This window comes from Pseudomonas sp. GW822-FHT03F04 (assembly GCF_058801405.1).
Genome location: NZ_JBXANF010000006.1, coordinates 273276 through 286708, shown reverse-complemented (window position 1 = coordinate 286708; position 13433 = coordinate 273276). Strand labels below are relative to the sequence as shown.

General features: G+C 61.9%; 10 protein-coding genes and 1 pseudogene. 9 read left to right on the top strand and 2 right to left on the bottom strand.

All coding sequences use genetic code 11. From position 1 onward, the window contains the following. The first annotated feature begins 14 nt into the window (after window positions 1-14). The 8 genes and pseudogenes from AC1RMX_RS16320 to AC1RMX_RS16285 all read left to right on the top strand — a co-directional run bounded on the left by AC1RMX_RS16320 (window position 15) and on the right by AC1RMX_RS16285 (window position 9259). Window positions 15-533, top strand: a complete 519-nt coding sequence (locus tag AC1RMX_RS16320) for an RNA polymerase sigma factor (protein WP_085709647.1) — start codon at window positions 15-17, stop codon at window positions 531-533. 120 nt (window positions 534-653) lie between these two features. Beyond that, window positions 654-1619 (top strand): FecR family protein, encoded by a 966-nt coding sequence (locus tag AC1RMX_RS16315; protein WP_493072532.1) that lies wholly within the window; start codon window positions 654-656, stop codon window positions 1617-1619. A 122-nt stretch (window positions 1620-1741) separates the two neighbouring features. Then, on the top strand, window positions 1742-4327 hold the full coding sequence (locus AC1RMX_RS16310) for a TonB-dependent receptor (RefSeq protein ID WP_493072531.1): 2586 nt from the start codon (window positions 1742-1744) through the stop codon (window positions 4325-4327). 111 nt (window positions 4328-4438) lie between these two features. Continuing rightward, on the top strand, window positions 4439-5035 hold the full coding sequence (locus AC1RMX_RS16305) for a biliverdin-producing heme oxygenase (RefSeq protein WP_273538097.1): 597 nt from the start codon (window positions 4439-4441) through the stop codon (window positions 5033-5035). 104 nt (window positions 5036-5139) lie between these two features. Beyond that, window positions 5140-5535, top strand: a complete 396-nt coding sequence (locus AC1RMX_RS16300; protein ID WP_096818265.1) for a YbaN family protein — start codon at window positions 5140-5142, stop codon at window positions 5533-5535. A gap of 102 nt (window positions 5536-5637) precedes the next feature. Next, a pseudogene (locus AC1RMX_RS16295) lies at window positions 5638-6996 on the top strand (methyl-accepting chemotaxis protein); the annotation flags it as partial. A gap of 102 nt (window positions 6997-7098) precedes the next feature. Then, window positions 7099-7854, top strand: coding sequence for a methyl-accepting chemotaxis protein (locus AC1RMX_RS16290; RefSeq protein ID WP_371320921.1), 756 nt, complete (start codon window positions 7099-7101; stop codon window positions 7852-7854). Window positions 7855-7909: 55 nt separating this feature from the next. Next, window positions 7910-9259 carry a CoA transferase gene (locus AC1RMX_RS16285; protein ID WP_493072530.1) on the top strand — a complete coding sequence of 450 codons (1350 nt, stop codon included), beginning with the start codon at window positions 7910-7912 and terminating at the stop codon, window positions 9257-9259. Between the two features lie 13 nt (window positions 9260-9272). Here AC1RMX_RS16285 and AC1RMX_RS16280 read toward each other — a convergent pair whose 3' ends face one another. Continuing rightward, complete coding sequence (locus AC1RMX_RS16280) at window positions 9273-10124, bottom strand: DNA-3-methyladenine glycosylase family protein (RefSeq protein ID WP_493072529.1); 852 nt, start codon at window positions 10122-10124, stop codon at window positions 9273-9275. After that, a complete protein-coding gene (gene arcD, locus AC1RMX_RS16275) occupies window positions 10121-11548 on the bottom strand; it encodes an arginine-ornithine antiporter (protein ID WP_493072528.1) in 1428 nt (475 codons plus the stop codon). Before arcD (AC1RMX_RS16275) ends, AC1RMX_RS16280 begins: the two co-directional genes overlap by 4 nt. Window positions 11549-11985: 437 nt before the next feature. On the opposite strand from arcD (AC1RMX_RS16275), the gene arcD (AC1RMX_RS16270) reads away from it, so the two are divergent. Continuing rightward, window positions 11986-13413, top strand: coding sequence for an arginine-ornithine antiporter (arcD, locus tag AC1RMX_RS16270; protein WP_096818272.1), 1428 nt, complete (start codon window positions 11986-11988; stop codon window positions 13411-13413). Window positions 13414-13433: the final 20 nt, after the last annotated feature.

The following is a 13433-nucleotide window of genomic DNA, read 5'->3' as shown; positions in this document are numbered from 1 at the left end:
GATCAGGTCCTCCCGTGAGTCAGTCGCAGTTCAATCACGTTTTCCTCGCCCAGCGCACTTCACTGCTGCGAACGCTGGAACGAATGGTCAACAACCACAGCACCGCCGAAGACCTGTTGCAGGAAACCTACCTGCGCGTCACCCGGGCGCTGAGCGAACGGGCCATCGATCACCTTGAACCCTTTGTCTTCCAGACCGCGCGCAACCTGGCGCTGGACCATTTGCGTGCGCGCAAGATTCATTCACGCACCATGGTCGACGACGTACCGCAGGACGTGGTGCACAGCGTCGCCGCCCCCGCCAGCAGCGCCGAAGACGCCGCCCACGCCGAACAATTGCTGGAGCGCCTGAACGTGAGCCTCGGTGAACTCAGCCCCCGTCAGCAGCAAATCTTCATCCTCAGCCGCTTGCACGGGCACAGCTATCAGGAGATCGCCGAAGAACTCAGCGTGTCCCTCAGCACGGTGCAGAAAGAACTCAAACTGATCATGACCATTTGCATCGGTGTCGCCGAGCGCCTGAACGGCGACTGACCAGGCCTTGTCCGTATTCGACAGGATCGACTGCACTGATCATCGGGCTTTGTTACCCTTGCCCGACTTTTACGCTTCACTAAAAAAACAGCCGTGCACAGACACTGCCGAGGAAACACCGTGACGGACACCCACCGCCCTCCTTCGCCCGATAAGGCGCAGGACGCCGCCAACTCAATGGACCAGGCTCTGGACTGGCTCATCGTGCTCGGCAGTCCGGACGAGGAGCAGACCCGGCAATTTCATGCCTGGCTGGCGGCCGATCCGTTGAACGCCCAGGCGTTCGCCAAGGCCCAGGCGATCTGGGACGGCCCGCAGATCGCCCAGTGCGCGCAGAACCTCGCGGCCCAACCGAAGAAAGTCACCGTCCTCACACGTCTGCGTCCGCACTGGAAACCGCTGGCCACCGCCGCCGTGCTGGTGCTCGGTCTGTTCAGTTTCAGCAACCTGCCGATGCGTTTGCAGGCCGATCACCTGACCGTGGTCGGCGAGCGGCAACGGCTGCAGCTTGAGGACGGCTCGAAAGTCCTGCTCAACACCAATTCCGCCTTCTCCAGCACGATCAACGATCGGCAGCGGGTGGCGCGCCTGTATCAAGGCGAAGCGTTTTTCGAGGTCCCGGCCAACCGTGGTCAGCCGCTGGAAATCGACGCGGGGCCGGTGAAGGCCAGCGTGCGCGACACCGCGTTCGCCGTGCGTTATCTGGACGGCGTGGCACAGGTGCGGGTGCAGCGCGGCGATGTCGATCTGCGTGCCACCCGTGACGATGCCCGGGTGCGGCTGTCCGCCGGGGAAAGCATCCGCATCGGCCCGAATGGTTTCGACCGCCCGGCCAAGGTCGATGCCGCCACCGATCTGGCGTGGGTGCAGGGTCGGCTGATCTTCGAGAACTGCCCGCTGAACCAGGTGCTGGCCGAACTGCGCCGTTACTACCCGGGCTTCATTATCAACACCAACGAACAGTTGGCCGACGTCGCCGTCACCGGCAATTACCGTCTCGACCAACCGCTGGACGTAGTGCGTTCGCTCGCTCACATCACCTCGGCCAAGCTTCAGGAGTTCCCGGCTCTGGTGATTTTGAACTAAATGAGAATTATTTTTACTCGATAGCCGAAGCTCGTTCGTCTCGTTATAGCCAATGCAATTGATTCGCATCTCGCGATACCAATCAGCACCTATAAAGATTCGTGCGACACGGAGCGCTATCGATGTCCTCACGCCTTACCCGCCAGACTTCTTCCCCTTCCCGCGTGCTGTCGCTGCTGACCGCCGCCATCCTGATGGCCGGCACCGCGCCGCTGATGGCTGCCACCGAGCAGCCGGCACGCAACATGGGCGATTACTCGTTCGCCATCGGCCAGCAACCGCTGGTGTCGGCGCTCAATGCCTTCACCGCCGTCACGGGCTGGCAGGTCGGCTTGCCGGCGGAACTGGGTCAAGGCGTGTCGTCGCCGGGCGTGCGCGGTTCGCTGCCACCGGAAAAAGCCCTGGAGCGCCTGTTGGTGGGGACCAACCTGAGCTTCCGCAAAATCAGCAACAACAACGTCGTGCTGGAAAAGCGCAACAACAGCGGCGCGCTCAACCTCGATCAGGTGACCATCAGCGCCACCCGTCAGGAACAGTCGGTGAGCAGCGTGCCCGCCACCGTCACCGTGCAGACCCGTCAGGACCTGGACCGCAACAACGTCAACACCATCAAGGATCTGGTGCGCTACGAGCCGGGCGTCTCCGTCGGCGGCGCCGGCCAGCGCGGCGGGATCAGCGGCTACAACATTCGCGGCATCGACGGTGACCGCATCCTGACTCAGGTCGACGGTGTCGAAGTACCCGACGGTTTCTTCAACGGTCCGTACGCCAAGACCCAGCGCAACTACGTCGACCCGGAAATCGTCAAACGCGTCGAAATCCTCCGTGGTCCGGCCTCGGTGCTCTACGGCAGCAACGCCATCGGCGGCGCCGTCAGCTACTACACCCTCGACCCGGACGACATCATCAAGCCCGGCAAAGACGTCGGCGCCCGCCTGAAAACCGGCTACAGCTCCGCCGACGACAGCTGGCTGAAATCCGCCACCGTCGCCGGTCGCGCCGACCAGTTCGACGGTTTGCTGCACTACAGTCAGCGCGACGGTCATGAAACCGATTCCTACGGCAGCAACAACGGCACCGGTCTCGAGCGCACTGCCGCCAACCCGGAGGACGTGAAAGCCACCAACGTACTGGCCAAGATCGGCTGGAACTACAGCGAAGGTTCACGCCTGGGCCTGACCTACGAAAAGTACAAGGATGATCGCGACACCGATCAGAAAAGTGCCTACGGCGGCCCGTTCTTCAATGGTGCTCCGACGATCCCCAACAGCATGCTGCCCGGCGGCATGTATCAGTGGCGTACCGGCAACGACACCGTCACCCGCGAGCGTTTCGGCCTGGAGCACAGCTTCGCCCTCGACAGCCTGCTGGCCGATAACGTGAAGTGGAGCCTCAACCACCAGGTCGCCAAGACCGACCAGAGCACCGAAGAGTTCTACTACCCGATGACCCGTAAAGTGCTGCGTACCCGCGACACGATCTACGAGGAAAAACAATGGGTGTTCGATGCGCAACTGGACAAGGCATTCGCCATCGGTGACACCGATCACGTGCTGACCTACGGCACCACGATCAAACAGCAGAAAGTCACCGGTTCGCGCAGCGGCGACGGCAAGTGCCTGGCAGTCGGTCGCGGCTGCACCGCCATCGGCGCCACCAGTGCGGCCGACGTGCTGAAAAAGTCCAGCGACTTCCCGGACCCGACCATCAACACCTACAGCCTGTTCGCCCAGGATCAGATCAGCTGGAACAACTGGACCTTCCTGCCAGGCCTGCGCTACGACTACACCCAGCTCAAGCCGCACATCACCCAGGAATTCCTCAACACCGTGGCTGCCGACGGCAAAGGCACGGTCAGCGACGAGAACAAGACCTGGCATAAAGTCTCGCCGAAATTCGGCCTGACCTACGCCCTGACCGAAAACTACACCTGGTACGGTCAGTACGCCGAAGGCTTCCGCACCCCGACCGCGAAAGCGCTGTACGGCCGCTTCGAGAACAGCACCACCGGCTACAACGTGGCACCGAACCCGAACCTGGAACCGGAAAAAAGCAAAAGCTATGAAACCGGTCTGCGCGGCAACTTCGAGCAAGGCTCGTTCGACGTGGCGGTGTTTTATAACAAGTACCGCGACTTCATCAACGAAGACGCCGTCACCCCGGGCTACAGCGAGCTGACCTTCCAGTCCAGCAACATCAAGCACGCCACCATCAAGGGTGCCGAAGTCAAAGGTCGCCTGAACCTGGATTCCTTCGGCGCGCCGCAAGGCCTGTATACCCAGGGTTCGATCTCCTACGCCTACGGACGCAACAACGACAACGGCGAGCCGTTGAACAGCGTCAATCCGCTGACCGGCGTATTCGGTCTGGGTTATGACCAGGACAACTACGGCGGCCTGCTGAGCTGGACCGTGGTGAAGAAAAAGGATCGCGTCGACGACAGCAACTTCAAGTCGCCGGACGGTGTCAGCAGCCAGTTCAAGTCGCCAGGCTTCGGCATTCTCGATCTGGCCGGTTATTACAAGGTCACCGACGACGTCACCGTCAGCGGCGGCATCTACAACCTGACCGACAAGAAGTACTGGTTGTGGGATGACGTGCGCGGTTACGACAGCGTCGGCGAAGCTTCGGTGACACAACCGGCCAACCTTGATCGCCTGACCCAGCCGGGTCGCAACTTCGCGATCAACCTGGTCTGGGATATCTGATCCGGCCGATCTCACGGCGCGTGTGCATTGCCGCGCTGTGAGGTTTTTTTACTGTCCGGCGCTTGCCCGTACGTCTCGTTATCAAGCGCCTCTTCTTTTCAAGGACATCTCATGAGCACCCCGGAAAAAGCCCTGCGTTCGCAACGCCTGAACCAGATCACCCACGAGCCGCACAGCAAGCTCGATGCACTGGTCAAGGCGCACGCGCCGTTCGAGACCCGTGCCAATTTCGCCCGCTTCGTGGTTGCGCAGTACCTGTTCCAGTCGGAACTGGTCTCGCTGTACAACGATGCCGAACTGACCGCCATCGTCCCTGACCTGCCGGCCCGCTGCCGCGCCGAAGCGGCCAAGGCCGACCTCGCCGATCTCGACACCGAAGTGCCTGCCCCGGTCGCCGGCGCGGTGAAGAACCCGAGCAAGGCCCGCGCCCTGGGCTGGATCTTCGTCTCCGAGGGCTCCAAGCTCGGCGCCGCGTTCCTGATCAAACGCGCCGTCGCATTGGAGCTGAGCGAAACCTTCGGCGCCCGTCACCTGGGCGAGCCTGAAGGCGGTCGCGCCGAAGGCTGGAAGAGCTTCGTGCGCACCCTCGACGCGCTGCAATTCAGTGCCGAAGAAGAAGCCGAAGTCGAGCAAGGCGCGATCGACGCGTTCAACCGCTTCACCGTGCTGCTGGAACAGGCTTACGCCACAGAAGCCGAGCTGGCCTGATCCCACGCCCGACACAAAACCCTGGGGGAGCTGGCCAACCAGCTTCCACATGGGAATGGCGCCAGCCTGTAGAATCCCCGTTTCGCCTCACACACCTCGAGCCCATGCCCCAACCCGCCTCCTCCCGACTCGCTCGCCTGCTGTTCGGCCTGCTCGCCTATGTCAGCCTCGGCATCGGCCTGATCGCCATCGTCGTGCCCGGCCTGCCGACCACCGAGTTCATTCTGCTTGCCGCCTGGGCTGCTACCCGCAGTTCGCCGCGCCTGAGCGCCTGGCTGGAAAACCATCGGCTGTTCGGGCCGATCCTGAGCAACTGGCGCAACGGCAAGATCATCGCCCGCAAGGCCAAGGTCAGCGCCACCGTCAGCATGCTGTTGTGCGCGACCCTGATGTTGGTGATGCTCGATCACGGCTGGCCGGTGTATCTGGCGATTGCCGGCATGACCATGGGCAATCTGTGGATCTGGTCTCGACCGGAAGCGTTGCCGAAGATTTCCTGATTTTTCCCTTCTTTTCAGGGCATTTGCCCGCGCAAACGTTTAGCCGTGACCGTTCGTCGGCTTGCACCTCATGCACCCTCGCCCCGCGCCGATGAGCATTGAATGGCGCTGAATGGATTTGGCGAACCGGGCAACTCCGTGCCCCGTAGCCAACCGTTCATTCATTCGCGAGAACATCCCATGTTCGACTCTCTGTCCATTCGCCTGAAAATCGTCCTGCTGTCCGGCCTGTGCCTGCTCGGCGTGGTTGCGCTGATCGTCGGCATCAACCTCTACCAGACCAACCAGAACGACGAACTGGTCAGCGAGTCGAGCAGCAAGATGCTCACCGCCAGCGTGCAGAACCTGTTGCAGGCCAAGGCTGCCGAACAGGCCGTGCAAGTGCAGAAGACCTTCGGCGAAAGCCTGCTGGTGATCACCGCACTGGCCGACCAGATCAAGGACATGCGCGTCATGGCTGCCAAGCGTTCGCTGGACGCCGGGGCGTTGCGCGAAGAGTTGAACCTGAGCCTGAAAACCGCGTTCGAGCGCAACAGCAAGGTGCTCGGCATCTGGCTGGCCTTCGAACCCAACGGCCTGGACGGCAAGGACAACGAGTTCGTCAACGACGCGGCGCGCCAGTCCAACGAAGCCGGGCGCTTCGCCACCTACTGGAGCCGTGCCGCCGGTTCTGCGCTGAACACGATCATGGTCGAAGAAGACATGACCAAGACCACCCTCAGCGTCAGCGGTACGCCCTACAACAGTTGGTACACCTGCCCTCGCGACAATAAGCGCACCTGCCTGCTCGACCCGTATGCCGACACCGTGGGCGGCAAGGAAATGCTCATGACCACCATTTCCGTGCCGTTGCTGGTGGACGGCAAGGCCATTGGCGTGGTCGGCATCGACATCGCCCTCGACGCCCTGCAAGCAGCGGCCGTGGGTTCCCAGCGCGAACTGTTCAACGGTGCCGGGCACATGCTGATCGTCTCCGGCAGCGGCGTGCTCGGCGCCTACAGCACCGACGCGACCAAGGTCGGCAAAGGCATCGCCGAAACCCTTGGCGCCGAAGGCAAGGACATCCTGCAACTGCTGAGCGCCGGCACACCGAAGATTCTCGAACAGGGCGACCTGATCCGCGCCGTGTACCCGGTCGATCCGATCGGCAATTCCCGGGCCTGGGGCGTGGTCATCGACCTGCCGAAACAAGTGCTCCTGGCCGACTCGGTCAAGCTGCAAGCGGTGCTCGACGACGCTCAGCAAACCGGCATGATTACCGCGCTGTCGGTGGCCGTGATCGCAGGTCTGATCGGCCTGCTGCTGATCTGGCTCACCGCCTCCGGTGTGACCCGTCCGATCAACAGCGTCGCCGAAATGCTGAAGAACATCGCCAGCGGCGAAGGCGACCTGACCCAGCGTCTGAACTACACCAAGAAAGATGAACTGGGCGAACTGGTGAACTGGTTCAACCGCTTCCTCGACAAGCTGCAACCAACCATCGCCCAGATCAAACAGAGCATCACCGAAGCCCGTGGCACCGCCGATCAATCGTCGGAAATCGCCCGCCAGACCAGCGAAGGCATGCAGGTGCAGTTCCGCGAAATCGATCAGGTGGCCACCGCCTCCAACGAAATGAGCGCCACCGCCCACGACGTGGCCAACAGCGCCTCGAACGCTGCCAACGCGGCCAAAGGCGCCGATCAGTCGGCCAAGGACGGGATGTCGATCATCGAGCGCAGCACCCGCGACATCAATCAACTGGCCGATGAAGTCAGCAAAGCGGTGACCGAAGTCGAGGAACTGGCGGTCAACAGCGAGCAGATCGGTTCGGTGCTGGAAGTGATCCGCAGCATCGCCGAACAGACCAACCTGCTGGCGCTGAACGCCGCAATCGAAGCGGCCCGTGCCGGTGAAAGCGGCCGTGGTTTCGCAGTGGTCGCCGACGAAGTGCGTAACCTGGCCAAGCGCACTCAGGATTCGGTGGAAGAAATCCGCGTGGTGATCGAACGCATCCAGACCGGCACCCGTGGCGTGGTCGCGACCATGCATTCGAGCCAGACCCAGGCTCACAACAATGCCGGGCAGATCCGTCAGGCCGTGGACGCCCTCGGCAAGATCAGTGACGCGGTGACCGTGATCAGCGACATGAACCTGCAAATCGCCAGCGCCGCCGAACAGCAAAGCGCCGTGGCCGAAGAGGTCAATCGCAACGTGTCGGCGATCCGCACTGTCACCGAGACGCTGACCGAACAGGCCACCGAATCGGCGGCGATCAGCAGCCAGTTGAATGCCCTGGCCAGTCAGCAGATGAAATTGATGGATCAGTTCCGCGTCTGACCTCCCACCGATCGTCAACTGATCTATGATCAGGCCCTCTCCCGGAGGGCCTTCGATGACTGATCTGCTCACGTCCATTCAAGCCGCGCTCGGCTTGTCCCGCATGCCGATTCCGTTCACCGCCGAGGGCGCCCTGCCCTCCGCGTTTGCCGTCACTGACCTTGCCTGCGCGAGCATTGCCGCTGCCGGGCAGGCAGTCGCCGAACTGCTCCAGCAGCAAACCGGCGACTTGCCCGGTATTGAAGTCGATCGACGCCTCGCCTCGTTCTGGTTTGCCACTTCGCTACGGCCGATCGGCTGGGAAGTGCCGCCGCTGTGGGATCCGGTCGCCGGCGACTACGCAACGAAGGACGGCTGGATCCGCCTGCACACCAACGCCCCGCATCACCGCGCCGCCGCCGAAAGCGTGCTGGGTGCCTGCGCCGACCGCACGGCGATGGCGGCGAAAGTCGCGCAATGGGCCAGTGCCGATCTGGAGCAAGCGGTGGTCGATGCCAAGGGCTGCGCCGCCGAAATGCGCAGTTGGGCGCAGTGGCAGAAGCATCCGCAAGGGCTGGCGGTGAATGCCGAACCCTTGGTGCATTTCAGTGATGGGAAAGACGAAAGTCATCACCCCTGGCAAGGCTCGGTGGCGCAGCCATTGGCCGGGTTCAAGGTGCTCGATCTGACTCGCGTCCTCGCCGGCCCGACGGCCAGCCGCTTTCTCGCGGGGCTCGGCGCCAATGTCCTGCGCATCGACCCGCCGACCTGGAACGAGCCCGGCGTAGTGCCGGAAGTGACCCTCGGTAAACGCTGTGCGCGGCTGGATCTGCATGAGCCGGCAGATCGCGCGGTGTTTGAAAGTCTGCTCAAGGATGCTGACATTCTGCTGCACGGCTATCGCGCCGATGCGCTTGAGCATCTCGGTTTTGGCGCCGAACGTCGCCGACAACTGGCGCCGGGGCTGATCGACGTCTGCCTCAATGCCTACGGCTGGAGCGGTCCGTGGCAGAACCGCCGGGGCTTCGACAGTCTGGTGCAGATGAGCAGCGGGATTGCCGAGGCCGGACAGCGCTGGAAGCAGGCTGACAAACCGACCCCGCTGCCGGTGCAGGCACTGGATCATGCGACGGGGTATCTGATGGCGGCGAGTGCGATCCGGTTACTGGCTGAAAGGCTGCGCAGTGGTCGAGGTGGATCGGCGCGATTGTCGCTGGCGCGGACGGCGAAGTTGTTGATTGAACATGGGCCGGGGACGGACGAAGCGCTGCGTCCGGAAGATGAGCAGGATCAGAGCTTGCGGGTGGAACAGACGCCGTGGGGCCCCGCACATCGGCTTGAAGCCCCGCTGAAGATCAGCGGGACGCCGTTGCACTGGGCATTGCCGGCCACCGAGTTGGGTTCACATCAACCGCGATGGTTTTGAATGTGTGCGGGTATCAATCCGCACGACTCGACGATGTCCACAACACCTGCGCCGCATACCCCCGAAACGGTCGCCAGGCCTCGGCGCGGGCAGTCAATTCCCGCGCCGTCATCCGCGCCCCCTCCAGCACCTCCAGCGCCCGCAGCAACCCCACATCGCCGGTCGGAAACCCGTCCATATCCCGCAACTGTCGCAGGGCAATGTACTGCGCCGTCCAGTCGCCAATCCCGTGCAGCGCCAGCAACCGCGCGGTCCCGGAGGCAAACAGCAACGGATCATCCAGCAACGCCTGCGCGACCCCGGACAAAGTGCGTCCGCGACTTTTCGGCATGCCCAGCGCCGCCAGATCAGCGACCGCCAAAACCGCCGCCTGAGGAAAGACGTGAGTCAGCCCCAACACCGAAGAACGCAACGGCTCGCCATACTGCGCCACCATTTTCCCCGCCAGCCGGATCGCCCCGACCACCGTAATCTGCTGCCCCAGCACTGCCCGAAACGCCAGCTCCAAACCATCCCACGCGCCCGGCACCCGCAACCCCGGGCGTTCGGCAATCAATGGCGCCAGCAGCGGATCCGCCGCCAGATGGCGCTGCATCGTCGGCAGATCCGCGTCCAGATCGAACAGCCGACGCAAGCGCGTGATGATCTCGAGCACCGCCGTCGCATCCGGAAAATCCAGCTCGACCTCCAGTGCATCGCCATCACCGGGCCAGACCGAAACCGTGCCATGCACACCGTTCAAACCGATGCTGCGCGAATACACACCATCGACCACGGTCTCCATCCCGACCACCGCCCGCGCCGCGAGAAACCCGAGCATCGCCGGCCAGTCGTAGGGCGCCTGGTATTCGAGCCGCAGCCTCACAACGACAGTACACCGCTGTACAACCCGTAGGCCGCAAGCCCGGCACCGACGATGACACAGGTGAAAATCCCCTTCTCGATCGTGGTGAACAGCGGCTCGCCCTGCTCATGCTTGGCCTTGGCGAACAGAATCACCCCCGGCGCATACAACAGCGCTGACAGCAGTAAATATTTCACCCCGCCGGCGTACAGCAACCACACCGCGTAGCACAGGGCGATGCCGCCGATCAGCAGGTCCTTGGTGCGTTCGGCCGAGGCATGTTCATAGGTTTCTCCCCGCCCGCTCAACAGCACCGCATAGGCCGCCGACCACAGGTACGGCACCAGAATCATCGACGACGCGAGGTAGATCAGACTGGTGTAGGTGCCGGCGGAAAACAGCGTGATCAGCAGAAAAATCTGGATCATCACGTTGGTCAGCCACAGTGCGTTGACCGGCACATGGTTGGCGTTTTCCTTTTTCAGGAACGCCGGCATGGTCTTGTCCTTGGCGGTGGCGAAGAGGATTTCGGCGCACAACAGCGCCCAGGACAACAGCGCACCGAGCAACGAAATCGCCAGGCCGATGCTGATCGCCAGCGCGCCCCACGGCCCGACGATGTGTTCCAGCACCGCCGCCAGCGAAGGGTTCTGCAGGGTCGCCAGTTCCGGCTGGCTCATGATCCCCAGCGACAGCACGTTGACCAGCACCAGCAGCGCCAGCACGCCAATGAAACCGATCACCGTGGCCCGCCCGACGTCCGCCCGTTTCTCGGCCCGCGCCGAATACACGCTGGCGCCTTCGATGCCGATGAACACGAACACCGTCACCAGCATCATGTTGCGCACCTGATCCATCACCCCGCCGAAGTTCGGGTTGCTGTGGCCCCAGATGTCGCGGGTAAAGATATCGGCCTTGAACGCCACGGCAGCGATGACGATGAACATGATCAGCGGCACGATCTTGGCCACGGTCGTCAGCTGGTTGATGAACGCCGCCTCCTTGATCCCGCGCATCACCAGAAAATGCACGGCCCACAGCAACACCGAAGCGCACCCGATGGCGATCGGCGTGTTGCCCTGACCGAACACCGGAAAGAAGTAGCCGAGGGTGCTGAACAGCAACACGAAATACCCGACGTTGCCCAGCCAGGCGCTGATCCAGTAGCCCCATGCCGACGAGAACCCCATGTAGTCGCCAAACCCGGCCTTGGCGTAGGCGTAGACGCCGGAGTCCAGTTCCGGTTTGCGGTTGGCCAGGGTCTGGAACACGAACGCCAGGGTGAGCATGCCGATGGCCGTGATCCCCCAGCCGATCAGGATTGCCCCGGCATCGGCGCGAGCCGCCATGTTCTGCGGCAAAGAGAAAATCCCCCCGCCAATCATCGACCCCACCACCAGGGCGATCAGCGCGCCAAGGCGCAGCTTTTGCGTCGGTTGCGACATTCAAATCTCCTTGAAAGATGGGTGAGGTTTTTATTTGTAACAACTATTAACTAAACGGATAAAGCTGACTGACGTTTATCAGGTAATACCAACAAACGTCCGGTTATATATAGCCGATGACGCTAACGCCTAGCACGTTAAGACAGTTTTGTGCGCTGATCCTAATAAATCAATTCTGTACTGAAAACAGATGTGAAAAATTTGCCAAAAGTGGAAAAGCAACTAGCGTGATAACTCGAAAGTAATAGGACCCATTCCCAACCACATCGACCAAAGGCCTCTGGGACGGGCCTTCCAGACAATAGCTTTATGCCTGCAGTGGTTTCATAAGTCATTCATTAACAATGGAATGTGAGCATGCACTGATCTAAGTCAGCTGTTTGAAAAGCCAACAGAACTACGCTGTGAACTCTTCTCTCCTGCAATGGAGTCATGCAATGTCTGAAGCTCCCGGAAAACTACGGCTAGGTGCACTGGTTGCCCTGGTAGTCGGATCAATGATCGGTGGCGGGATATTCTCTTTGCCACAAAACATGGCAGCCAGCGCCGACGTCGGTGCCGTGCTGATCGGTTGGGCCATCACCGCTGTCGGCATGCTCACCCTCGCTTTTGTCTTCCAGACCCTCGCCAATCGCAAACCTGACCTGGACGGCGGCGTCTACGCCTACGCCAAGGCCGGTTTCGGCGACTACATGGGTTTCTCGTCCGCCTGGGGTTACTGGATCAGTGCCTGGCTGGGCAACGTCGGTTACTTCGTTCTGCTGTTCAGCACCCTCGGTTACTTCTTTCCGATTTTCGGTGAAGGCAACACCGTTGCTGCGGTGATCGGTGCGTCGGTTTTGCTGTGGGCGGTGCACTTCCTGGTGCTGCGCGGGATCAAGGAAGCGGCGTTCATCAACCTGGTGACCACCGTCGCCAAGGTCGTACCGCTGCTGCTGTTCGTCCTGATCGCGATCTTCGCCTTCAAACTGGACATCTTCACCGCCGACATCTGGGGCGTGAAAAACCCGGATCTGGGCAGCGTGATGAACCAGGTGCGCAACATGATGCTGGTCACCGTGTGGGTGTTCATCGGCATCGAGGGCGCGAGCATCTTTTCGGCCCGGGCGGAAAAACGTTCGGACGTCGGCAAGGCCACCGTGATCGGTTTCATCACCGTGCTGCTGTTCCTGGTGCTGGTGAACGTGCTGTCGCTGGGCATCATGACCCAGCCGGAACTGGCCAAACTGCAAAACCCGTCGATGGCTGCCGTGCTGGAGCACGTGGTCGGTCACTGGGGTGCGGTGCTGATCAGCGTCGGCCTGATCATCTCGCTGCTGGGGGCGCTGCTGTCGTGGGTGCTGCTGTGCGCGGAGATCATGTTCGCCGCCGCCAAGGACCACACCATGCCGGAGTTCCTGCGCAAGGAGAACGCCAACCACGTGCCGGTCAACGCCCTGTGGCTGACCAACGCGATGGTGCAGCTGTTCCTGATCATCACCCTGTTCTCGGCCAGCACTTACCTGTCGCTGATCTACCTCGCCACTTCGATGATTCTGGTGCCGTACCTGTGGTCGGCGGCCTACGCCCTGCTGCTGGCGGTGCGTGGCGAAAGCTACGAAGGCTTCGCGGCCGAACGCCGCAAGGACCTGATCATCGGCGGCATCGCCCTGATCTATGCGGTCTGGCTGCTCTACGCCGGTGGCGTGAAGTACCTGCTGCTGTCAGCCCTGCTCTATGCGCCCGGCGCGATCCTGTTCGCCAAGGCCAAGCTGGAACTCAAACAACCGGTTTTCACCAACGTCGAGAAGCTGATTTTCGCCGCGGTGGTCGTGGGTGCCCTGGTGGCTGCCTACGGCCTCTACGACGGCTTCCTGACTCTGTAACCCCTGACTGATTTGTTATC